The organism is uncultured Roseovarius sp. (genome assembly GCF_913054395.1).
Classification (GTDB): Bacteria; Pseudomonadota; Alphaproteobacteria; order Rhodobacterales; family Rhodobacteraceae; genus Roseovarius.
The window spans coordinates 21,037-44,308 of the sequence record NZ_CAJXIP010000009.1 but is presented as its reverse complement, the minus strand read 5'-3'; the positions used below and the strand labels follow the sequence as shown (position 1 = coordinate 44,308).

The 23,272-nt window shown below is 61.0% G+C and carries 18 protein-coding genes and 1 tRNA gene; 2 read left to right on the top strand and 17 right to left on the bottom strand.

What is annotated here, in order from left to right:
• Positions 1 to 130: 130 nt before the first annotated feature.
• The 3 genes from QZ522_RS02415 to QZ522_RS02405 form a co-directional block, all read right to left on the bottom strand.
• Entirely contained in the window at positions 131 to 1,096 is a 966-nt protein-coding gene (locus QZ522_RS02415; protein ID WP_294607057.1) for a hypothetical protein, read from the bottom strand.
• Complete coding sequence (locus QZ522_RS02410; protein WP_294607055.1) at positions 1,041 to 3,371, bottom strand: adenylate/guanylate cyclase domain-containing protein; 2,331 nt, start codon at positions 3,369 to 3,371, stop codon at positions 1,041 to 1,043. Before QZ522_RS02410 ends, QZ522_RS02415 begins: the two co-directional genes overlap by 56 nt.
• Positions 3,372 to 4,046: 675 nt before the next feature.
• Positions 4,047 to 4,136, bottom strand: a tRNA-Ser gene (locus tag QZ522_RS02405).
• A gap of 149 nt (positions 4,137 to 4,285) precedes the next feature.
• On the opposite strand from QZ522_RS02405, the gene QZ522_RS02400 reads away from it, so the two are divergent.
• A complete protein-coding gene (locus QZ522_RS02400) occupies positions 4,286 to 5,425 on the top strand; it encodes an AI-2E family transporter (protein ID WP_294607052.1) in 1,140 nt (379 codons plus the stop codon).
• On the opposite strand, the gene QZ522_RS02395 is transcribed toward QZ522_RS02400, so the two are convergent.
• From QZ522_RS02395 to QZ522_RS02355, 9 genes are all read right to left on the bottom strand, one after another.
• On the bottom strand, positions 5,422 to 6,141 hold the full coding sequence (locus tag QZ522_RS02395; protein ID WP_294607051.1) for an alanyl-tRNA editing protein: 720 nt from the start codon (positions 6,139 to 6,141) through the stop codon (positions 5,422 to 5,424). The two genes, QZ522_RS02400 and QZ522_RS02395, sit on opposite strands and share 4 nt — an antisense overlap.
• Positions 6,138 to 8,582 carry a DUF3772 domain-containing protein gene (locus QZ522_RS02390; protein ID WP_294607049.1) on the bottom strand — a complete coding sequence of 815 codons (2,445 nt, stop codon included), beginning with the start codon at positions 8,580 to 8,582 and terminating at the stop codon, positions 6,138 to 6,140. The genes QZ522_RS02395 and QZ522_RS02390 overlap by 4 nt, the downstream gene beginning before the upstream one ends.
• Entirely contained in the window at positions 8,579 to 9,610 is a 1,032-nt protein-coding gene (locus QZ522_RS02385; protein WP_294607047.1) for a cysteine synthase A, read from the bottom strand. Before QZ522_RS02385 ends, QZ522_RS02390 begins: the two co-directional genes overlap by 4 nt.
• A 57-nt stretch (positions 9,611 to 9,667) precedes the next feature.
• Positions 9,668 to 10,801: an NUDIX domain-containing protein gene (locus QZ522_RS02380; RefSeq protein ID WP_294607045.1), complete on the bottom strand. Its 1,134-nt coding sequence runs from the start codon at positions 10,799 to 10,801 to the stop codon at positions 9,668 to 9,670.
• Complete coding sequence (locus tag QZ522_RS02375) at positions 10,777 to 11,235, bottom strand: TrgA family protein (protein WP_294607042.1); 459 nt, start codon at positions 11,233 to 11,235, stop codon at positions 10,777 to 10,779. The genes QZ522_RS02380 and QZ522_RS02375 overlap by 25 nt, the downstream gene beginning before the upstream one ends.
• Positions 11,236 to 12,444 carry a cyclopropane-fatty-acyl-phospholipid synthase family protein gene (locus QZ522_RS02370; RefSeq protein ID WP_294607039.1) on the bottom strand — a complete coding sequence of 403 codons (1,209 nt, stop codon included), beginning with the start codon at positions 12,442 to 12,444 and terminating at the stop codon, positions 11,236 to 11,238.
• A 74-nt stretch (positions 12,445 to 12,518) separates the two neighbouring features.
• Positions 12,519 to 13,940: a deoxyribodipyrimidine photo-lyase gene (locus QZ522_RS02365; protein WP_294607037.1), complete on the bottom strand. Its 1,422-nt coding sequence runs from the start codon at positions 13,938 to 13,940 to the stop codon at positions 12,519 to 12,521.
• Between the two features lie 48 nt (positions 13,941 to 13,988).
• Positions 13,989 to 15,209: an aminotransferase class V-fold PLP-dependent enzyme gene (locus QZ522_RS02360; protein WP_294607035.1), complete on the bottom strand. Its 1,221-nt coding sequence runs from the start codon at positions 15,207 to 15,209 to the stop codon at positions 13,989 to 13,991.
• A 103-nt stretch (positions 15,210 to 15,312) separates the two neighbouring features.
• Positions 15,313 to 17,025, bottom strand: coding sequence for a BCCT family transporter (locus QZ522_RS02355; RefSeq protein ID WP_294607033.1), 1,713 nt, complete (start codon positions 17,023 to 17,025; stop codon positions 15,313 to 15,315).
• 584 nt (positions 17,026 to 17,609) lie between these two features.
• On the opposite strand from QZ522_RS02355, the gene QZ522_RS02350 reads away from it, so the two are divergent.
• Positions 17,610 to 19,445, top strand: coding sequence for a BCCT family transporter (locus tag QZ522_RS02350; RefSeq protein WP_294607032.1), 1,836 nt, complete (start codon positions 17,610 to 17,612; stop codon positions 19,443 to 19,445).
• A gap of 59 nt (positions 19,446 to 19,504) precedes the next feature.
• On the opposite strand, the gene QZ522_RS02345 is transcribed toward QZ522_RS02350, so the two are convergent.
• The 5 genes from QZ522_RS02345 to chrA form a co-directional block, all read right to left on the bottom strand.
• The gene (locus QZ522_RS02345; protein ID WP_294607030.1) at positions 19,505 to 19,723 is read right to left on the bottom strand and encodes a ribbon-helix-helix domain-containing protein; all 219 of its coding nucleotides are present in this window, start codon (positions 19,721 to 19,723) and stop codon (positions 19,505 to 19,507) included.
• Positions 19,720 to 19,899, bottom strand: coding sequence for a DUF4169 family protein (locus tag QZ522_RS02340; protein WP_294607028.1), 180 nt, complete (start codon positions 19,897 to 19,899; stop codon positions 19,720 to 19,722). Before QZ522_RS02340 ends, QZ522_RS02345 begins: the two co-directional genes overlap by 4 nt.
• A complete protein-coding gene (fumC, locus tag QZ522_RS02335; RefSeq protein ID WP_294607026.1) occupies positions 19,896 to 21,287 on the bottom strand; it encodes a class II fumarate hydratase in 1,392 nt (463 codons plus the stop codon). The genes QZ522_RS02340 and fumC overlap by 4 nt, the downstream gene beginning before the upstream one ends.
• A gap of 116 nt (positions 21,288 to 21,403) precedes the next feature.
• Positions 21,404 to 21,868, bottom strand: a complete 465-nt coding sequence (locus tag QZ522_RS02330; protein ID WP_294607024.1) for a ClpXP protease specificity-enhancing factor SspB — start codon at positions 21,866 to 21,868, stop codon at positions 21,404 to 21,406.
• A gap of 73 nt (positions 21,869 to 21,941) precedes the next feature.
• Complete coding sequence (gene chrA, locus QZ522_RS02325) at positions 21,942 to 23,189, bottom strand: chromate efflux transporter (protein ID WP_294607022.1); 1,248 nt, start codon at positions 23,187 to 23,189, stop codon at positions 21,942 to 21,944.
• Positions 23,190 to 23,272 lie beyond the last annotated feature (83 nt).

The window sequence follows — 23,272 nt, the reverse complement described above, 5'->3', positions numbered from 1 at the left end:
CCCCGTAGAATGGGCCGCCGCGCCTGGTGTTGCGATCAGCCTCGTATGATTTTTCCCGAGGTTACAGAAGCCTACCCCCCTTGAAAAGAAAAAGCGGGGGCCGCCTTGTCGGGCCTGCGCGGGTCGGGGTTCAGATGATGAAATCGGTCCGGCCGGAGAGGCTTCGACGCACCCCCGTGCGAGCAAAGTCGGTGCGCAGGGTGTCGGCGCCCTCCCCCTCTGTAGGCGCATTCCCGTGTTGCCCGGCTTCGGCAAGACAACGGATTTCGCGCAGGGTGAGGTCCACCAAGGGAAGCCGCTCTTTTTGGGTGACGCGCTCCAGCGCATCGGCATAGGCCAGCGCGCGCTCCCACTCGCCCCGGTCGATCATGATCGCGCAGGCATCGGGGTAGAAATGCAAGTAATTGTGGCCCACGCATCCCTTGGCAACAAGGGCCTCTCCTTGTTCCAGCAGGCGGTCCTGCTCATCGGCGTCGGAAATGGCGAGCGCCAGCGCGGAGATCGCTTTTGGCCCGACGAAATTCGGCCCGTGCTCAAGCGCGACCCCGACGGCTTTGCGGCCGGTTTTCTCGGCTTCCTCTGCAAGTCCGGCATAGACCTGAGTGCGCGCAAGATGTTCGAGCGCCTGTGCTTCAAGCCGCTTGGCCCCCACCCGCGCGCCCACTTCGGCCGAGTTGGCGAAAACCTCAAGCGCGTCTTCTATCTCGTCGAGCAACGTGTGGGCGACACCAAGGCAGGTGAGCGCGACGCATTCGGGCACCAGTGCGAAATAGCTGCGCGAGACCTCGACCGCCTCGATCCCATCCTTGCGGCCCTGCACCACGTCGCCGCTATAGCTGCGCGCCACACTCAGATTATGCAGGTTGGCGGCCACATCGCGTACCAGCCCATCGGAGCGGGCGCGCTCAACGGCCTGGGTGTAATAGCTGACCGCCGTTTTCATCGCGGCGCTCATGAAATAGGCATCGCCAAAGCCGCTGAGTGCCCCAACCTCGAGCCGAGCCGAGCCGACGGCGCGCGCAAGGTCCAGCGCCTGCGCGTTACTGGCCAGCGCCTCTTCCGCGCAGGTAATAGACCTGCGCAAGGTTCGGCTCATCGCCTGTCCGGCGGGCCGCGTCCTCAGCCAGTTGCAGGCTTTCAAGCGCATCCTGATACCGGCTGGTCTGGCGCGCGGACTGCGCGCGTTCGATATGGATACGACAGATCTGCGCGTCTGTCTCGGCCAGTGAGGCTGCGGCATCGCATTGCGCCAACGCCTCGTCCGACCGCCCTTGCAGACGCATCGCTTTGCCTAGCGCGCCGAGCAAGCTGACCTTTATCTCGGGCTTGACAGGCAGCTCGAGCGCGCGCTGAAGAAGCGGCTCTGCCGACTGGAACTGGTAGGAGTGGATCAGGTTGGTCGCCGCGTCAAGATAGGCCTGCCCGGCCTCGGGCGATTGCGCGCGGTCGAGATGCTGCGCCCTCAGGGTCGCATCGCGGCCCGAGAACCACTCGGCGGCGCGCTCGTGCAGCCGAATACGCTCGGCCTTGAAGAGGCTTTCGTAAGAGCCGTCACGGATCAGCGCGTGGGAAAAGACGATATCGGCCCCGTCTTCACGCATCAGCCCGGATCTGAGCATGGGTTGGACATCCGAGGTGATTTCCCCCAGCAGGAAGTTCAGCGCCTCCGGCGACAGGCGCTGGCCAAGCACGGAGGCCGCCTGCATAGCGCGCCGCGCCTCGGGGGCGATCGAATCAAGCCGCGATTGAACGATGGCCTGGATGCTGCCGGGAAGACCACCGCCCGCAATCGCCTCACGGCTGCGCAAGAGCTGCTCCAGAAACAACGGATTACCTTCGGCGCGCTCAATCAAGGCGTCGACGTTGTCCACCCCGCTATCAAAGATGGCCTGGGCCAGGTCGCGGGCGTGGGCCGCCGACAGGCCCGACAGCTCGATCTTGGTCAGATGGACACCGCGCGTCTGCGATTGCCAATCGAGATCCAGCGGATCGCCGTCGATCCGGCTTGTCATCATCAGAAGGCAGGGCAGAGTGCGGATGGTAGAGGCTATATGCGCGAAAGTCGACAGGATGTCCGGCGCGGCCCAGTGGATGTCTTCGATCTGGAGCAGCAGTGGGGAGACTGCGCTGCGGGCGCGGATCAACTCGTCGAATACGGCGCGGCAGCCACGCATCCGGGTCGCGTTATCCATATTGGCGTACACTTCAGCCACGCCCGCATCCTGGCTCAAATCAAGCAGCGCGTTGATATGCACCCGGTTGGACGGATCAATCCAGCCGATGTTGCTGGCCTGTTCGACTGCGGCCTGCACGATTTCGCCGGTTGCGTCCGCATCAAGGCCAAGCAGGCTGCGCAGCAGGACTTGCACAGCAGAATGCCCTTCGCGTGCGCCGAAATCCGTTACCGCCGCGCTGTGGATGGCATAGCCCATTTCGCGGGCGTTCGCCGCTATCTCCTCGGACAGATGGCTCTTGCCGATGCCCGGTTCGCCCAGCACCACATGCACTTCGCCAGCCTTGTGATCGCGGCAACGCTCTAATACCGCCCGGAACATCGAAAGCTCGCGCCTGCGCCCCACGAAGCGGTGGCGTTGGGTTCTCAGGCTGCTGGAAATTCCCCTCAGGCGCCACAAGCGCTGCGGCTGGTCTATGCCCGCAAGCCTGGCCTCGCCCATGTCGTCGCCCAGAAAAAGCGAGCCGAGGGCGACATGTATATTGTCCGAGATCAGCGTCTCGCCGCCCTTCGCCTGATCGGTAATCCGAGCCGCAAGGTTTACGCCGTCGCCGACAAGCGTGTATTCGGTATGCACCTCACTTCCAATCGCACTTGCGATCACCTGCCCCGACGCGATGCCAATGTGACAGGCCAGCGGGACCTCGAGCGACTGAAGCGCCGTGTGAATTTCAAGCGCGGCCCGCGCGGCCCGTTCCGTATCGTTGACGTTGGAGGCCGTAACGCCGAAAACGGCCATGACGGCATCGCCGATATGCTTGTCGATCCGGCCGCCGAAGGTTTCGAAGATTCCATCGGTAGCTGCGAAAAAGGCGTTGAGAAGATCGTGAGCATCCTCAACGTCCATACCCCCCGTCAACTTTGTGAAGCCAGACAGATCGACGAACATCACCGTGACCTGCCGCTTGGCCGCGACCGGATGGCTCGCGCGCGACAGCGGGTCAGAGGCGCCGCTGTCGAGGGCCGCGATGGCCCGCATGATGCGACGCCGGTCGCCCACCGCCGCAATCCCCATATCCTTGAGATCTTCCACCGTCAGTTCGGTGAGAATGGACATGTCGATCTTGTTGTCGTGAAATAGGGGCGCGTATTCCGCCAGTTCATGATCCGCCAGCCAACTGCCTACGCTATCCGACATCCGGTTCTATCGCCCCTTTCCTGATTTCTTTCAATGCGGACACAATGCCCTGACCATCATCAAAGCGCGCCGCAATTCGAATGTTCTGTATGACAAAGCATCATAAGGCCGGGCCTATGCAGGACCGTGCTGGGGTCATGTTATTTGTGTACAACCCAGTTTACGCAAGGTCAAATTTGAACTGATGCTGATCCTTTCGGGTTCCGGTTGTTGTCTGACATGAGGCTTTATGGGCCCAAATTAGGCAATTTGATAAGTAAGGCGCCCCTAGGTTTGTAAACGCATGCCCCGACTTTTGAGGCAAGGAGACCGACATCGGGGCAAGCAGCGACAGCGGCGATTTCAAGCGCGATACGGGGCCTCGGACGAAAGCCACGTGGAGACGCATCCTGACGAGAATCCTGCGGCGCTCGACGACCACCCGTGCCGACCAGATCATACAGCCTTAAGGGATATATCCCACAGGGCGAGCGAAATCGCCAGAAGTCAGGAGTAACGCCCGATGCCCCGCCTGAAAACCGTATCGCGCCAAATGCCAAACAGAGACTCGCGGCATCTTGGGCGGCTATTTTGCCCGCAATTTCAGGTCTCCAAGGGGAAGTTTGCTTCGCATGCTGCGCACATCACGCCACAGTGCGCGAATCATAAGGCCATGTAAATCAAAGCGTTATGTAGTGGCGGAGCGACAGGGATTCGAACCCTGGAGACGGTCTCCCGCCTACACACTTTCCAGGCGTGCGCCTTCGACCACTCGGCCACCGCTCCGTTGCGCGGTTTCTAGACGCTGGGGCATAGGATTTGCAAGGGGTCTTTGTGTTCTGTGCGCAAGTGATTGTAACTTTCGTGAAAATTCTGAATAATCAGGGCGATATCCGGTGAACTCCCACCAAAGACACATCAAAATAGGCGTACCCGTGCCCCAAAGCCAAGACCCGCAGCCAAATCCCGGCCTGCCAACCTCTGACTTGCAGCGCATCAGAACCGTCGCGCAGGTGATCATCGCCTTTGCGGTCGTTCTTTTCCTGCTGGTTCAGGCGCGTTTCCTGCTGATATCGCTGGCCACGGCGATTGTTCTGTTCAGTCTGACCTCGGATGCGATCAGCTCGATCGCGCGGGTGCGGGTCGGGCCGGTGCGCGTTCCCAACTGGCTGGCAAGCGTGGTCGCGCTTTTGATGATCTCGATGGCGCTTTTGTCGCTCTCGGCGATCATCCTGTCACAGGTCAACACGGTTCTCTCGACAACGCTGGCCTATACCGACCGCGCGCCACAGGCGATTGCGGCGATGTTTGCCTGGCTTGGCCCGGATGCCGAGCAATCGGTGCTGGATTCGGTCTCGACGCTGGATGTGGCGGGCTATCTGCGCGCCCTTGCGGGACAGGCGAGCAACCTGATGCAGGGCACGGTTCTGGTCATCCTGTTTGTCGGTTTTCTGTTTGCCGAACGAATCTGGTTCAGCACCAAGCTCGAGAATTTCTTTGGCGATGCAGGCCAGGCCCGCAAGGTAAGCCAGATCGTCAGCTCGATCATCCACCGGGTGAATTATTATCTACTGGTCAAAAGCGCGGTCAGCGCCGTGACCGGCCTGATGGTCTATGCGGTGGCGCGCTTCTTTGACCTTGATCTTGCCGGGCCACTCGGAATTCTTGCCTTCGTGCTCAACTATATTCCCAATGTCGGCTCGATCGTAGCCACGGTTCTTGTGGCGCTCGTGGCCTATGTGCAGCTTGCAGATGGCACCCTGGCGCTGGCAATTTTCATCCTTGTCGGCGCGATCCAGTTCATGAACGGCAACGTCATCGACCCGATGTTGATGGGACGGGCGCTTCGGCTGTCGTCCTTCGGGATCATCATCAGCCTCGCGTTCTGGGGGGCGGTCTGGGGTATTCCGGGGATGTTCCTGTCGGTACCGATCATGGTGGCGCTGATGATCGTGTGCAGCCACGTGCCGGGCTTGCGCCCGGTGGCGATCCTGTTGTCGCGCGAAGGGCTTCCGGAAAGCACCACCGACCTTGAGGCGCGCACGCCACGCTCAAAGGATGACCGCGCGGCCTAACTGTCGAGGTGCAGGTAAACCCGGCGGTTCTGGCGGCCTTTCTTTTCAATCTTGCCAAGACGCAACCGGCCGATCTCTCCGGTGCGCGCCACATGGGTGCCACCGCAAGGCTGGAGATCGACCTGATCGCGCCCCTGCCCGATCCGCACAAGGCGCACATGCCCCGATCCAAGCGGCGGCATCACCGACATGGTCTTGACCAGCCCCGGATTGGCACGCAGCGCGTCGTCGGTGATCCACTCATCGGTAACCGGCAAATCGCGGTCCACCAGCAGGTTGAGGTGCTCTTGCAGCGTCTCGCGATCCTCGGGGGCCTCTGGCATATCGAAATCAAGGCGGCTTCGTTCTTCGCCGATTGCCCCACCGCTGACCGGCAGCGGGATGACCACCGACAAAAGATGAAGCGCGGTGTGCATGCGCATCAACTTGTGCCGCCGCGCCCAATCCAGGTGTTGCACGACAATCGCCCCCACCGGCGGCAGGGCCGCAGGTTCCGCCGGAACAAGGGCTATCTCTGCCGTATCGGTCTTGACGGCCGTTGCAATCGGCAACGCGCGCCCATCCCAGACAAGGCGTCCGCTGTCGCCGGGCTGTCCGCCCGCAGTTGCATAAAACACTGTGCGGTCCAGAACCACGCCCCCCTCCGGCGTATGCGCAACCACCTTGGCGCTGACCTCGGTCAGGTAGGGATCATCACGAAACAGAAGCTTGGTCATCGCCCGTCCCCCTCGCCGCCCTCGGCGTCATAATCGGCCTCGGTCTTTTGCACGGGCGCGCTCGATGCCGGAGTCTCGGCCTCGCTTGGCGGACTATCCTGGGCGGGGGCCGGTTTGCCCGACAGGGCCTCGCCGTTGCGGAACCAGACATCCTGTTGCGGGAAGGGAATCTCGATGCCCTCTTCGACGAACCGGCGCGCGATCTCGTGGTTCATATCCGAGTGAACCGACATCACCCAGTTGACGTCGCGCAGGATGGCACGGATTTCGAAATCAAGCGAGCTGGCCCCGAAGCCCCTGAAAACGACATTCGGCGGCGGCACCGCAAGAACCATCGGATGCGCCTCGGCGATCTCTTGCAGGATGGTTTCGATCCGGCGGGTATCGCTGCCATAGGCGACACCGACCGGCACGATCACCCGGCCCACGGTATTGCCACGGGTATAGTTGGTAACCGTGCCGCTGACGAAATCGGCATTGGGCACGATCACATCGGTGCGATCAAAGGTCTCGATCCGGGTCGAACGGACGCTGATGCTGCGCACATAGCCATGCTTGCCGCCAACCTCGATCCAGTCGCCCTCGGAAATCGGGCGCTCGATCAACAGGATGATGCCGGACACGAAGTTCGACACGATGTTCTGAAGGCCGAAACCGATCCCGACCGAGAGAGCACCGGCAACAATCGCAAGCGAGCTGAGGTCGATGCCCGCGCTGGTGATCGCGATCAGCGCGGCCAGGAAAATACCGACATAGCCGACGCCCGAGACAATGGCATTGCGTCCGCCAGCGTCCAGCCGGGTCTTGGGCAGAACCGTGTTCTTTAGCGTCCCCTGCACCAGCCGCGTCAGCACATAGCCGAACATGAACACCATCGCCAGCGTCAGGAAGATCGACGGCGAAATCTGTGTGCCGCCAATCGTGACGCCTTCGGTAAACCGCACCCAGATTTCCGTAAGCTGCGCCCACCGCGCGCCCCAGATCAGCGCAAAAAACGGCAACGACAGGATGACAAGCACAAAGCCCGCCAGAACCGGAACAAGCGCGTCCTCGGCACCTTCCCGGTTGCCGCTGAGCATGACGTAAACTTCGGTGAAAACCCGTTGCAGCACCAAGAGCACCGCCAGCAGCATCATCGACAACAAGGCCGGCAGCATCATCGCCTGCGCCGCCTTGACATAGCCCACGGCCGCCAGCAGCGGCGCCAGCACCGCCATCACCATCAACGCCCGTGACAAGAGCCGGGCAAGGCGGTCGCGAAAGGTTTCCTCGACATCGCTGTCGCCGCGCGCGGCGCGGCTGTGCATCAGCAACAGCCTGGCCAGCTTGAAAAGCAACAGCCCCGCAAGCACCAGAACCGGGAACAGAACGACGTTCGTGGCTGCCTCGGTCCAATTGCTGCTTTCGGCGATGGTGCGCAGGAAATAGAAGGCCGCGATCACAAGCCCCATCAACGCGCCGTAAAGACGCCCTGAATAGCGGCACCTGTCATCGAGATTAAGCAGCGGTGCGCGCTTTTCGTTGCGCGGGAAAATCTGAATGGCAAGCCAGCGCGCCAGCAGGAAAATGAATGCCGCTGGCAGGATCGTATCAAGGACAAGCGTCCCGCGCGGACCAAACAGGGCCGTCGCAGAAAACGCCCTGACAAGCGCATAGACCCCCGCATAGGGCAAAAGCCATTCGCCAAGCGATATCACAAAGGTGCCGATCCAGCGCCCGGCACTGACCTCATCCTTGGCGACGTGACGCATTAGCTGCTTGGACCAGTACCGCCCCCGCACCAACAGAACGAGCCCCGCCAGAAACCAGGCCAGAATGACCGGCAGATTGTCCTTCAACTCGGTTTGCGCAACCGGAGAGTCCCAATCCGCCAGGACCTCACGCTGAATGGAATCCGCAAGCTGATAGAGCACCCGAAGCCCTTCGGGCCAATGCAGCGGATTGACCGGAGGCGGCCCCAGCCGCAGCAATTCAGCAGTCTGACGGTTGCGAATGATCTCGTCGATGCCCTGCATGAGAGCATCGGCGCGGCTGCGCGCCAGTTCGGCGGTGCGCGCCGGTGCCTGAAGCCGGGCAAGGCGGCGGTTCAACTCATCGCGCTGCGCGGCGACATCAGCGGCCTCCTCGCCGCTTTCCGGCACCGGGCCAAGGGCCGCAAGCTGATCCTGAACGGTCTTGATCGTCGTCGCATTGGTGCCTTGCGCATCGACAAAACGTTGCCGCCACTGCGACAGCTCGCGGCGCAGGTCCTCAAGCACCTCTGTGCTGACTTCGCCATTTTCGACGGCGTTTTCAACGCGGGTCGCGGTATCTTCCCATGCGGCGAAATCCGGCCCCTCGATGGTTTGCTGGGCATAGGCCATCTGGCCCGGCCCCGACACCGACAGTCCGGCAAAGCAAAGCGCCAGGATGACGCAGAGGGTGCGGATGACGGATGTCACTCGGCGAACACTCCGGGGATGCTGCGCGGGGCCTGATCCAGCCAGGCCGGTGCCGGCAGGTTGTTGGCGTGCAGGAATTCAGGGTTGAACAGCTTGGACTGATAGCGCGTGCCATAATCACACAGGATCGTCACGATGGTATGGCCCGGCCCCATCTCGCGGGCCATGCGGATCGCCCCGGCCACGTTGACCCCGGTCGAGGCCCCCATGCACAGGCCTTCATGTTCGAGCATGTCGAACACGATCGGAAGCGCCTCGGCGTCAGGTACCTGACAGGCGAAATCGGGGGTAAAGCCCTCAAGGTTGGCCGTGATGCGTACCTGACCGATACCCTCGGCAATCGAGCTGCCTTCAGAGGCAAGTTCGCCGGTGGTATAATAGGAATAAAGTTTGGCCCCCATCGGATCGGCTATACCGATTTTCACGCCCTTGGGCTGAAGCGCCATACCGACCCCGGCGAGCGTGCCCCCCGATCCGACCGCACAGATAAAGCCGTCAACCTTGCCGCCGGTCTGTTCCCATATCTCCGGGCCGGTGGTTTCGATATGCGACTGACGGTTGGCAACATTGTCGAACTGATTGGCCCAGATCGCGCCGTTAGGTTCGGTTTTGGCAAGTTCATGCGCCAAACGCTCGGAATAGCGGACGAAATTGTTTGGATTTGAATAGGGTGCAGCCGGAACCTGAACCAAGTCGGCCCCGGCCAGGCGGAGCATGTCCTTCTTTTCCTGACTCTGGGTTTCGGGGATCACGATCACCGTCTTGAATCCAAGCGAGGCGCCGACAAGCGCCAGACCGATCCCGGTATTGCCGGCCGTACCCTCGACAATCGTGCCGCCGGGTTTCAGATCGCCCCGCGCAATGGCGTCGCGGATGATGAACAGCGCCGCACGATCCTTGACCGATTGGCCGGGATTCAGAAATTCGCATTTGCCGAGGATTTCACAGCCGGTCTCTTCGCTGGCCTGCCGCAGCCGAATTAGCGGGGTATTCCCGACGGCCGAGGCCAGATCCTTTGCAATGCGCATCACCCGTTCTCCTGTTGTAAAATTGCTGTTCACACTTAGGCCCTCGGCCCCGGAAACTCAAGCGGATGCACGCAGGCGCGCGCGTTCCCGCTCCAGCCACAAAAGGCTAAGGATCAGTGGCCCATTATTGGCCTCGCCGCTGTCCACAAGAGCCATCGCGCGCTCAAATCCGATGACATGGGTGCGAATATCCTCGTGCTCGCTGGGCAGACCACCCTGCCCGACCGCTTCGTCAGGCAGATCGCACACCCCGAGAAACAGGTGGAACATCTCGGTCGAATAGCCCGGCGTGCAATAATGGCTTGAAATCGGCTCCAGGTTTTGCAGATCGAGGCCCGCTTCTTCGAGACATTCGCGGCGGGCGGTCTGTTCGGGGGTCTCGCCCGCGTCCATCCGGCCCGCCACCGGCTCAAGCATCCAGGGGCGCGGATCGCCGCGCCCGTAGGCGCCCATGCGGAACTGTTCCACAAGCAAAAGCCGGTCGCGGACCGGATCATAGGGCAGCACAAGCGCGGCATCGGTGGCTACAAATATCTCGCGGCGCACCGGCGCGCTCATGGTGCCGTCAAACCGCGGGTGGCGCAGGGTATATTCGCGGCTCAGAAAGTATCCGGCATGGGTTACGGAACAGGCAATCTCTTCAACCTCTCCCGCCGTGGTCGCGCTGCGCAGATCGGCCGGAACAGCGGCTCTGGCCGCCAGTCGCGCCGAAGCCCGTGACAGAACCATTTGCAGGCGCCCCGCCAGTTCGGCGGCAGGAACATCTGTGCAAACCTCGGCGATTTCATCCGCCGCCACCAAAAGCAGATCACCCGAGAGCTTGGCCCAGCCCCCCTGATGCCAGGGCGTATCGCCGGGCTGGCCGGGAAAAGTCAGGGCGTCGGCCTGAGCTCCGGCGTGATCCACCACGACCGGGACCGGCGGGCCCATGGCAAAGACTTCGGCCAGATAGCAAAGGCGCTCAACCGCATCGGGATCGGATACAAACCAGCCCTCGGCCTGCCCGGTCCCGGCAGAAAGCCCGGCCATGACGGCGGCACCTTCGCGCGAGGTAACGGCAAAGCCGCCCAGATGCGCAATGCGAAGCCGGTCTAATCCGTCCTGCCCCAGCACTTTTTGCAAAAGCGGTGTCCAGCCAAGCGGTCCATAGATGAAAAGCGGCCCGTTCAAGACCAACGGTGCGACACCCATTCCGCCGCCAGGCCAACCAGGATGCCCCCCGTCACCAAAAGCCCAATCAGCGGCCCGTTCAGCATATAGGAGCCATATTCGACGCCAAGCTCCATCACCGCCGTCAGCCCCTCGACGGGGCCGCCATAGCGATTGTCCAGCGCGCGCCGCAGCATCTCGTTGAAGCTTTGCAGAAACAGCGCCCAGAATACCAGCGCGCCAAGCCCGGTCAGGCCCGCGCTAAAGCCCTCGGAATACCCAAAGCCAAGCCGTTTGCCGGTCACGAACCAGCCGCAGAGCAAGCCCAGAACAAGGTTCACTTCATTGAAAATGCCGAAATTCGTCTCGGGCGGCATCAGCGGGCGGAAGACCTGCGAGGCGATCCATCCCAAGGCCCCAAATCCGACGGCCGCAACTATCTTGCCTGCGGTTGGCATTTTGTCTGTTACGGGCATTTACCTTGGCCTTGTGATCGTGATTTGTGTCACGTCACAGTTACCCACGTGAAAGGTCGAGGCACAAGAGGTGAGATAAAAATTCCACATCCGCCGAAACCTCTCGTCAAAGCCCATGGCGGCGATTTCGTCCCATTTTGCGTTGAAGGTGTCATGCCAGCGGCGCAACGTCTGATCATAGCCCTGGCCAAACTCGATCGACCGCGCGACCACGAGACCGGCTTTTTCCGCCTCGGCGCGCAGCACCGTCGGGCTTGGAAGCATGCCGCCGGGAAAGATGTATTTCTGGATGAAATCGACCCCCTTGCGATAGGCCTCCCAGCGGCGGTCCTCGACGGTGATCACCTGAAGTGTGGCCATGGCACCGGGGCGCAGGCGTTCGCGGACGGTTTCAAAATACGACGGCCAGTATTTTTCACCCACCGCCTCGAACATCTCGATACTGGCGATGCCGTCATAAGTGCCGCGCTCATCGCGGTAATCCTGAAGCTTGAGCTCGACCAGATCCGACAGGTTGGCCTTGGTGATCCGGTCACGGGCATAGGCAAGCTGTTCGCGGCTGATGGTCAGGCCGGTCACGCGCAAACCCCGCTCGCGCGCCGCATATTCGGCAAACCCGCCCCAGCCACAGCCGATTTCAAGCACGTGATCGCCGGGCTTTACCCCCATCTGATCAACCATGCTGGCATATTTGGCGGTCTGCGCGTGCTCAAGGCTTTCCTGCCCGGTTTCAAACAGCGCACTGGAATAGGTCATCGTATCATCAAGCCAGAGGCGATAGAAATCATTGCCAAGGTCATAGTGATGGCTGATGTTCTTTTTCGCCTGTCGCCTGGAATTCCCTTTCAGGAAATGGCGCAACCGCTCATAGGCGCGCACCAGCGACATGCCGGGAAACCCGTCATAGATCACATCGTTGTCAGTATGCACGAAATCCATCAAAGCCTGAAGATCGGGCGTGTCCCACCAGCCATCAAGATAGGCATCCGAAAAGCCGAGGTCGCCCTCGCGGATCAGCCGGGCAAAGCAGTCGGCATTTTTCACCACCACCTCGGCCACCGGGCCAGGGTTCGGCCCCTCGGCACGAAACACGCGGCCATCGGGCAGCACAAAGTCAAGCCGCCCGGCATTGATCTTTTTCGTCACCTCAAAGACCTGCGCGAAATAGCGCGGCAGGTCGGTCTGGCCGGTGGTGTCGGTCAGGATCATGCGCAGCGTCCCCGGTGTCTCTTGTCCATAAGCTAGGGCGTCAGGCCCCATTTGATCAATATTTTTCATGATGTTCAGAAATCCCGGTCGCTATAGGCCGCCAAGGCGCGGTTGCGTCCCTCTGCCAGATTCACCAGCGGGGCCGGGTATTTATCGCTTGCATCAAGATCCCAGCGTTTCGGAATCGCGGCGAAGTAGGAGAGCGCCGTCTCAGGCGGTTCGGGCTGCCCCTCTGCGATCCAGCGGTTGGCATAGACCCGCTTGGGATCGAATTTATCAAGCTGGGTTTCGGGATTGAACACCCGGAAATAGGGCGCCGCATCCGGACCACAGCCCGCCGCCCATTGCCAGCCCATGGCATTGGCCGCGATATCCCAATCTGTCAGGCAGTCGGCGAACCAATCAAGCCCTATACGCCAATGGGTCATCAGATGCTTGGTCAGATAGCTTGCCACAATCATTCGCGCGCGGTTGTGCATGCGGCCCGTCACATACATCTCGCGCATGGCGGCATCGACAAAGGGCACGCCGGTGCGCCCCCGCTTCCAGGCCAGCACCTGCGGCGCATCGCCATCCTCGTTCCAGGGGAAGGCCGACCATTCGCGGCGCCAGTTGTCATGCAGGATATGCGGCGTGTGATACATCAGGTGATAGGCAAATTCGCGCCAGACCAACTCCTTGAGCCAGGTTTCCGCGCCCTTCGCGCCCTCGTGCAACGCGCGTTGGCCCGCGTGCCAGCATTGGCGCGGGGAAATCTCGCCCAGGGCAAGATTTTCGGACAGGGACGATGTGCCATCTACGCCCGGACGGTTGCGATCCTCCTTGTAATCGCGGATCGCATCGCTGGTGAACTCGTGCAACCGATCCATCGCCGCCGCTTCGCCAACTCGTTGATAGGGCCCGCAGATCGCGGCGCCGCGCCGCATCGCCGCCGCCATGTTCCAATCCTCAAGCCTGTCGCTGTCGGGCCAGCGATCCGGGGCGGGAAGGTTTGAGGGGGCAAACAGCGGCACCGCCACGTCACGATCCTTAACCGCGCGCCACATCGGGCTGTAGACCTTGTAATAGCCGCCGGTCTTGGTTTCGACAGTCCAGGGCTCGAACATCAGGTGGCCGGCATGGCTCTGGGCATCGACACCCTCGTCGCGCAGGGCCGACTTGACAGCCTTGTCGCGCGCAATCGACTGCGGATCATAAAGGCGCGACCACCGCACCGCCCCTGCCCCGGTTTCCGCCACCAACGCACGCAACACCGTCAGCGGATCGCCCCGGCGCAGGATCAGCCGACTGCCCTTGCCCGCCAGAGCGCGGCCCATTTCGGCCAGGGACAGGCCAAGCCGCCACTTGGGCGCAGCACCAAGACGGGCGACACTGTCGTCATGAATGAACACCGGAATAACCGGGCCACCTATTTTGCAGGCTGCAACAAGGGCCGGATGATCCGCCAGACGCAAATCGCGCCGCAGCCATAAGATAGTCGGTCTTGTATCGCTCATGTCCTGCCCCGATGTTTTCAAGGCATACGGCGCGGCGCGGGGGGCGGATCAAAGAATATCGTCGAGGGCCGTCATTAGTTTATCAATCTCTTCGCGGCTTGTGTAATGCACGAAACTCAGCCGCAGCACACCGCGCTCTGCATCAATGCCCATCGCCTTGAGCGGGCGCACCGCGTAGAAATCGCCTCCCCCCGCCATGATGCCGTGTCTGGCAAGCTCTGCCGCCGCGTCTTCGCCCGCCCGATTCAGCACAACCGCCACGGTGGGCGCGCGGCCTTCGGCGCGATCCGGCCCCAAAAGCCGCACCGAGTTGCGGTCCTTGAGATAATCCAGAAGCGGCTGCAACAGGGTGATCTCATGGCCACGCATCAGGTCGTGCACGCCGCCCGCCCGCGCGGGGGCATCCCCGGTGATGCCATGATGCCCGGCAAGCTCGTCAATATAATCCGCAATCCCCGCACTCGCCGCCACCTGTGCGTGATCCGGACCTGCCGGGGTGAAGCGCTTGTAAAGCGTATCGGCGTTGAAATAATGCGCCTGATTGGGCAGGAGATTGCCCAGCTCGCGGCGGATCACCATGATCCCCTGATGCGGCCCATAGGTCTTATAGGCCGAAAAGAGATAGATGTCCGGCCCCAATCCGCCGACATCCGGCAGGCCATGCGGCGCATAGCTTACCCCGTCGACACAGACAAAAGCACCGGCGGCATGGGCCACAGCGGTGATCTCAACAAGCGGATTGATCGCACCGATAACATTGGAACAATGCGGAAAACACACGAGGCGCACGCGTTCGTCCAGCAGGTTTTCAAGGTCTTCGGGATTGAGCAGGCCGGTTTCCGGGTCCACCGACCATTCGCGCACGTCAATGCCGTCCTCGGCCAGACGCCGCCAGGGGCCTGAATTGGCCTCGTGATCCTGGTTGGTGACAACGATGGCATCGCCCGGATTCATCCATTGGCGCACCGCCTGTGACAAGACATAGGTATTGGCCGTGGTCGAGGGCCCAAAGCTTACCTCGTCGCTGGCCACCCCCAGCATGGCGGCCAGCCGGGCGCGGGCCTCGTCCATTTCTTCGCCTGCAAGGCGGCTGGCCTCGTAGGGGGCATAGGGTTGCACCTTGCGCTGACGGTAAAAGCGTTCAAGCCGGGCAATCACCGGCGCGCAGGTATAAGAGCCGCCGGCGTTCTCGAAAAATGCCTGCCCCTGAAGGGACGGCTCGGCAAAGGCCGGAAACCGGGAGCGTACAAACTCTATATCCAATGTCACCGTGATATCCCCCTTATTTGTTTTCTGGTTGCCTGCACAAAACAGCAAAGCCCCCCGGCACGCAAGCACCGGGGAGCCATGTTGCGCAATTCGCCTCGCGGCGTTAGAGGCTGCTTTTTTCGCTTTGCAGCCCCCGGAAGATCGCCCAGCACATCACCAGGAGCACAAGCGTGAATGGCAGGCCGGTCGAGATCACCGCCGATTGCAGCGAGGCAAGCCCGCCGCCAACCAGAAGCACAATGGCAACCGCGCCCTCGAAGACGCACCAGAACACGCGCTGCGTGACCGGCGCGTCAATCTTGCCGCCTGCCGTGATCGTGTCGATCACAAGGCTGCCGGAATCCGACGAGGTGACGAAGAACACCACCACAAGGATGATCCCGATGGTCGAGGTGATCGTCGCCAGCGGCAGCGGATCCAGCATGTGAAACAGCTTGAGTTCAAGCGGCGCATTCTTGGCGGCCTCAAACCCGTCGGCTACCACCTGATTGATCGCGGTGCCGCCAAAGACGCTCATCCAGAGGACACAGACGAGGCTTGGGATCAACAGCACGCAGATGATGAACTCGCGCACCGAACGACCGCGGCTGACGCGGGCGATGAACATGCCCACGAAGGGGGACCAGCTTATCCACCAGGCCCAGTAGAACGCGGTCCAGCCCTGGCTGAAGTTCACATCCTCGCGGCCAAACGGGTTGGAGAGCGCGATGAGGTTCTGAAGATAGGCCCAGAGGCTGTCAAAGAAGAAGGTCAGCAGGAAAATAGGCCCGCCGACGAAGAACACGAAGACAAGCAACAGCGCCGCCAGCCCCATGTTGATCTCGGACAAGAGCTTGACCCCGCCATCGAGACCGCGCACCACCGAGATCAGGGCAATCGCCGTGATCCCGGAAATCAGCAGCACCAGAAGCAGGCTTGAATTTTCAACGCCGCTGTCCTCGCTATTGCCATAGGGAATGCCCATCAGGGTGCGCGTGCCCTCTTCGGCAACGCCGCTGCCGTAAAGGAAGGTCAGCCCGGAGGCGGCCTGTTCGGCCCCAAAGCCAAGCGAGGTTGCGAGGCCAAACAGCGTGGCAAAGACCGCAAGCGTGTCGATCACATGCCCGGTCCAGCCCCAGACCCGCTCGCCGAAGATCGGATAAAACGCCGAGCGCAGGGTAAGCGGCAAGCCCTTGTTATAGCTGAACAGCGCCAGGGCCAGGGCCACGACCGCATAGATCGCCCAAGGGTGCAAACCCCAGTGAAAGATCGTCGCCGCCATGCCAAGCCGCGTCGCCGCATCCGCATCACCTGCCGCCGCGCCAAGCGGCGCCCAGTCGGAGCGCGCGCCACCCTCGCCCAAAGACGTGCCCCCCATCGAGCTTGCGAAATGGCTCATCGGTTCGGAAACGCCAAAGAACATCAGGCCAATGCCCATGCCCGCCGCAAACAGCATCGCGAACCAGCCGACATAGCCGTAATCGGGCGTCGCATCCGCCCCGCCAAGCCGGATCTTGCCATAGGGGCTAACGATCAGGAACAGGCAGAACAGCACAAAGATGTTCGCCGCCCCCAGAAAGAACCAGTCAAAGCCCTTGGTGACGGCCGAGAACAGCCAGCTGAAGGCGCTTGTGGCCTGATCGGGCAAGGCCAATGCGTAGAACACGAAGAGGACGATCGACATCCCCGAGATGAAAAACACCGGGTTGTGGATATCAAGTCCGAACGGCCCCACCTGCGGCTGCACGTTGTCCTGGCCGACCTCGTAATCGGTGTCTATCAGGTCGGATTGACCATCGGGCATGGGAATGCCCTGATTTGCTGTTTCCTCGGCCATCACGGCCCCCTTTTATCTTAGCCGCTCGTTTAATCTTACGCGCAGAAAATGCCCGCCGACGGGCTGGATTTTCCGAATGATGGCCGCGCAAGACGCGACGGCTATTGTTTCATTCTGGGCCGTATATTGGGGAAACGGGGCGGCGTCACAGCCCTGCCCGCTGATCCGAAAACGACCCGCTTGGTACGTCAGCCTAACAAGCGCGCGCGGACTCACGCAACCGTGAGAGAGGCGGTTTCGGCCTGAAACCGACGTTTTTAAGGTCGTAAATGCGCACTTAAAGCCCTGCAGAATCGCACATTGCCAAATTTGCGCCCCCAACTTGGGGTAGTTCATCAAAACTTAATAACCGCTGAGCGGGACTAAAGAAATCTTGAATTACAGCCAGCCTGTCGTCTTTGCGCCAATGAAAAGGGTCGCAAAGCGATGGTCGAGCGCCGCATTTCCCGCATCGCACGAAGATCGATGCATGAGACACTCTTGCGATGGGGCGAAACGCCGCATTTTGCAGGGCCCATTACCAATATCTGCGCGGCTGAGGATCCACCTCCAACCAAAGAGAAACGGAACAGGGAAAGTCAAACATGAGTATAAAACCACCTTTTACCAAGCTTGAAATCAAGACCGCGCCATCGGGTTTTTACGAAGGCTATAGCATTCCGATCGCGCTTATCTCGAAAATGGCCATGGTGCTTTTGGTGATCTGGGCGCTGGTCTTTCCGCTGAATGCGAATTCGACGCTTTCAAGCCTGAACTGGAAGCTTCTGGAAGGCTTCAATACCTTTTACATCATCGCCACCGGCCTTTTCGCGTTTTTCCTCTTTATCGTCGCGCTGATCCCGGCCACGGGCCGCCGCCTGATGGGCCGCGAAGGGGAAAAGCCCGAGTTTTCCAACTTTTCATGGTTCTCGATGATGTTCGGCGCGGGTCTGGGCGTGGGCCTTATGGTCTTTGCCACCGCCGAACCGCTTGGCCTCTGGGGATCGAACCCGGTTGTCGTCGCGGGCGGCGTCGAGGGCAATACGCCCGAGGCGGTAACTTCGGCCTATCGCTATACCTTCGCGCATTACGGCTTTCATGCCTGGGCCATCTATGTGGTGACCGGTCTTAGCCTTGCCTATTATGCCTATACCCGCGACATGCCGCTGACCATCCGCTCGGCGCTGACGCCCATTCTTGGGCGAGCGGCGAATGGCATCATTGGCGATGTTGTCGATATTCTTGGCGTTGTGGCGACCATTCTTGGCGTGTCGGTTACCATCGGCTTTGGCGTGTCGCAGTTCGTTGACGGCGTTTATGCGGTCACCGGGATGGAATGGCTGATGAATTCAGCGCTCGAGACACCGAAACCCTCGACCGTGGGCCTGATCGCGGCGCTTCTGGTCATCATGGGCATGTCGGTCATGTCGGCGGTGTCGGGTGTCGGACGCGGGATCAAGTACCTGTCGAACCTCAACCTCGTGCTGTCGTTCATCCTGCTTATGGTCTTCGTGATCTTTGGCTCTTTTGCCTTTGCGATGACCAAATATGCGACCGCTTTCGTTGATTACATCCTGCATTTCGTATCGCTGTCGTTCAATGCCTTCGGACCGTTGTCGTCGGATGCCTTTGCCGCCGCCCTGCCCGCCGAGGCCGCGCCGCTTGCCGGTGATCTCTATGGCGGGGCCACCAATGCCTGGGGCAGCTATGCAGGCTTTGCCAGTGGCTTGACCGGCGCCGCCGCCGAATTGCCCGAGGCAACCAAGATCGCCGCCTATGAGGCAGGCACCCAGGGGCGTCTGTTTGGCTGGCAGTCCGGCTGGACCACGTTCTACTGGGCCTGGTGGATCGCCTTCTCGCCGTTCGTCGGCCTGTTCCTGGCGCGCATTTCCAGGGGGCGCACGGTGCGCGAATTCATCCTTGGCTGTGTCATCGCCCCGGCGCTCGTGTGCTTTGCCTGGATGACCATTCTCGGCGCCACGGCAATCGACCTTGAACTAAGCGGCGTGGCCAATGGTGCGATCATCGGCGCGACGAATACAAACAAGCTGTTTGCGACGCTCAGCTTCATGATCGACGGCGGCCTTCTGACCGGCATCACCATCATGTGCGTGGTGCTGATCATGACCTTTTTGGTGACCTCGGCGGATTCGGGCATCCTTGTGATGAATACGATCATGTCGGGCGGCCAGGCCGAAACCGGGATCAAGCATCGTATCATCTGGGGGCTTATCCTGACGCTGGTGATCGGCTCGCTGATCATTGCCGGCAACTCGGGCGCAGCAGCGGATCCGTTCGAGGCGCTGAAAAACGCCATGATCATCGGGGCCCTGCCCTTTACCATGGTGATGGTGCTGATGATGGTCGCGCTGAGCAAGGCGCTTTACCGCGACAGCCTGCGCGACAAGCACGGCAACGCAGAGCCCGTGCCAGCCGAGTGATCGCCACCCTCTTGAACCCCGAAATGGCGCCGCATCCCGCGGCGCCATTTTTCGTTGCGCTAGCGGTTGCGGTAATGGCGCAGAACGTAAAGCCGGATCGCCGAGGCCAGCCCGATATCAACGCCGCGATCCGCATCAATTTCGGCGGCCAGGGCGTTTATCGGTATCTGTTTTTCGGCAGAGATCTCGCGGAACGCCTGCCAGAATTCGGCCTCAAGGGATACGCTGGTGCGATGGCCCCGCAGGGTCAGCGAATGCTTGACCGGGCGGGTGCTCATTCCTCGCCCTTGAGCTGATCAAGATCGCGCGCGGCCTTGTCGGCGCGCGCCTTTTCAATATCCTTTTGCGCCTTGCTGCGCCCGAATTTCACGGCGTTTTCATCAGCGCGGGCCTTGTCTCTGGCCCGCGCCTTGTCTTTCCGGAACCGGTTCAGATTGACCGGCCCCGAAGTCATTTCGGGCCAATCATGTCTTCCGGGCGCACGACACGGTCAAAGGTTTCGGCATCGACAAGACCAAGGGCAATCGCCTCTTCCTTGAGGGTTGTGCCGTTCTTATGCGCGGTCTTGGCCACCTTGGTCGCGTTGTCATAGCCGATAGTCGGTGCAAGTGCTGTGACCAGCATGAGGCTTTCCTTCATCAGCTTGTCGATCCGCGGCTCGTTGGCCTTGATGCCGTTCAGCATCCGCTCGGTAAAGCTATCGGCGGCGTCCCCCAAAAGCTGAATGGACTGCAAAAGGTTATAGGCCATCATCGGGTTATAGACGTTCAATTCGAAATGCCCCTGGCTTCCGGCGAACTTGATTGCCGCGTCATTGCCCATGACATGCGCCGCGACCTGGGTCAGCGCCTCGGCCTGGGTCGGGTTGACCTTGCCTGGCATGATCGAAGAGCCCGGCTCGTTCTCGGGCAGGATCAGCTCGCCCAGGCCCGACCGCGGACCGGAGCCCAGAAACCGGATGTCGTTGGCGATCTTGTAGCAAGAGCCGGCCACTGTCGCCAGCGCGCCGGACATGAACACCATCGCGTCATGCGCGGCGAGCGATTCAAACTTGTTGGGCGCGGTGACGAACGGCAGATCCGTGATCGCGGCCATATTGGCGGCCACGGTTTCGCCCCAGCCCGCTTGCGTATTCAGGCCGGTGCCGACGGCGGTGCCGCCCTGCGCCAGTTCGTAGATACCAGGCAGCGTGGCCTTGATCCGGGCAATCCCCTGACGGATCTGATGGGCATAGCCCGAGAATTCCTGCCCAAGGGTCAGCGGCGTGGCATCCTGGGTATGGGTGCGGCCGATCTTGATGATGTCCTTGAATTCCTCAGCCTTGGCATCAAGCCCTGCCAACAGCTTTTCCAGCCCCGGCAAAAGCACGTCGCGCGCGCTCATCGCGGTGGCGATATGCATGGCAGTGGGGAAGGTATCGTTGCTCGACTGGCCCATGTTGCAATGGTCATTGGGATGCACCGGATCCTTGGAGCCGATCACGCCGCCGAGGATTTCGATCGCGCGGTTGGCGATCACCTCGTTGGCATTCATGTTGGATTGCGTGCCCGATCCGGTCTGCCAGACGACAAGCGGAAAGTTGTCGTCGAACTTGCCCTCGATCACCTCGCCTGCGGCCTCTACAATCGCATTGCCAAGGGTCTGGTCAAGCTTGCCCGAGGCCATGTTCGCCTGCGCGCAGGCCTTTTTGATCACGCCGAGAGCGCGCACGATGGCGACGGGCTGTTTCTCCCAGCCGATCGGGAAATTGAGGACCGAGCGCTGTGTCTGCGCGCCCCAATATTTGTTTGCAGGAACTTCAAGCGGGCCAAAACTATCGGTTTCGGTGCGGGTCGCGGTCATGGCAAAGCCTCTCTCTGGCGGTTTGTGCCGTTCATACCGCACGCAACGGAAAGATCAATACTGTATACTACGGGATACAGTATTGTGTCGCGCCTGAACACCAAGGTGAGGTCGGGTTATTTACGGAAACTGTCCAGACTGACGACATCGGCCTCGGTCTTTTCCGGCTCGACCTCCAGGCTTGACGGATCAGAAGGATCGTCATCGCCGTCCTCGTCATCATCGCCATCCTGGGTTTCAAACCGCAGGCCGAATTCGACCGAAGGATCGACAAATGTCTGAATGGAATCATAGGGAACATAAAGTGTCTCTGGCGCATCGCCGAAATTCAGCGTGACCGAAAACCCGTCATCGGTAACCTCAAGATTGTCATACCAATGCTGCATCACGACGGTCATTTCCGACGGATACCGCTCTTTCAGCCAATCGGCGAGCTTTGCATCGGGATGGGTGGTGTCGAAGGTGATGAAAAAGTGATGCGCACCGGGCAGACCGTTGTCGCGAACGCCGGTCAAAACCTCTTGAATCAGGCCGCGCATGGCCCGATGCATCAAATTTCCATAATCTATTGAGCGAGACATTGTTTACCCCGGCGAATTGCTGCGATCCAGCATAGGGGATTCGATCCAAAACAAAAGACCGCAATGCGCCGGATTATCGCAAACCATAGATAGCCCCAGCAAACAGCACCATTCCCGCCAAAACCCGCAGCATCGACTGGCGCAGACCAAGCAGGAAGACGCCGGCGATCACCATCATGACAAGGCTGAGCGGCGAAAAGCTTGTCAGGTCAGGCACCGGGCCAAACCGTGTCTGCTGAACGCGTTTGAACAGAACATGAAGCGCAAACCACACCGACAGATTCGCGATGACCCCGACCACCGCCGCCGAAATCCCGGCCAGTGCGCCCTTGAGACGAGGCCGCTCAAGCAGTCGTTCGATATAGGGCGCTCCGGTGAAAATCCACAGGAAACAAGGTGTAAACGTCACCCAGAGCGTCAGCGCCCCGGCCAGAACCGCCTGCCCCGGCCCGCCTTGGGCAAAGCCCGCGAGGAGACCGACAAACTCGGTCACGAGAATAAGCGGCCCCGGCGTGGTTTCGGCCAGACCAAGCGCGTCGATCATCTGGGCCGTACTCAGCCAGCCTTTGGTCGCGACGACGGTCTCGGTCATATAGGCCAGCACCGCATAGGCGCCACCAAAGGTCACCAGCGCCAATTTGCTGAAGAACAGCGCAAGATCGGTCAGAAAAGCCGCCCCAAGCGCCCATGCCACGACAATCGGCGCCCCCCAGAGAGCGCCCCAAAGGGTGGCCGTGCGCAGGGTCGCGGCCAGCGGCACCGGCGTCGTCGGGGATGGCCTGTTCACCTGCCCCCGGCTTGCCAGATAGCCCCACATCGCCGCCGCGCCGATAATCAGCGGAAAGGGCACCGACAAGAAGAACATTGCCGCAAAGCCAAGCACCGCCAGGACCCAGCTCTGGCGCCCGACAAGCGCGCGGCGTGCGAGGTTCAACAGCGCCTGAAGCACGATCACCACGACCGCCGCCTTGACCCCCAGAAACAGCGCCTGCACCAGCGGCAGCTGACCGTAATAGGCATATCCCAATGCCAGGGCCAGAATGACAAATGCCCCCGGCAGCACGAACAACAACCCCGCCATCAACCCGCCGGGCACCCCGCGCAAGCGCCAGCCCGCATAGGTCGCCAATTGCATCGCCTCGGGGCCCGGCAACAGCATGCAGAACGACAGCGCACCAAGGAATTGCTGCTCGCTGAGCCATTTGTGGCGCACAACGAGGTCTTCGTGCATCATTGATATCTGCGCCGCAGGGCCGCCAAATGACAACAGGCCGATGCGTCCAAAGACCCGGAACATATGTGAGAATTCAGGGCCTTGCATCGCGCTTTTCACCTTGCCTGGCGAGAGTTTCCGGCAGCGATGTCACTCAGACCTGACAAGAGGCACCCTTTGGCCGGGTGCCC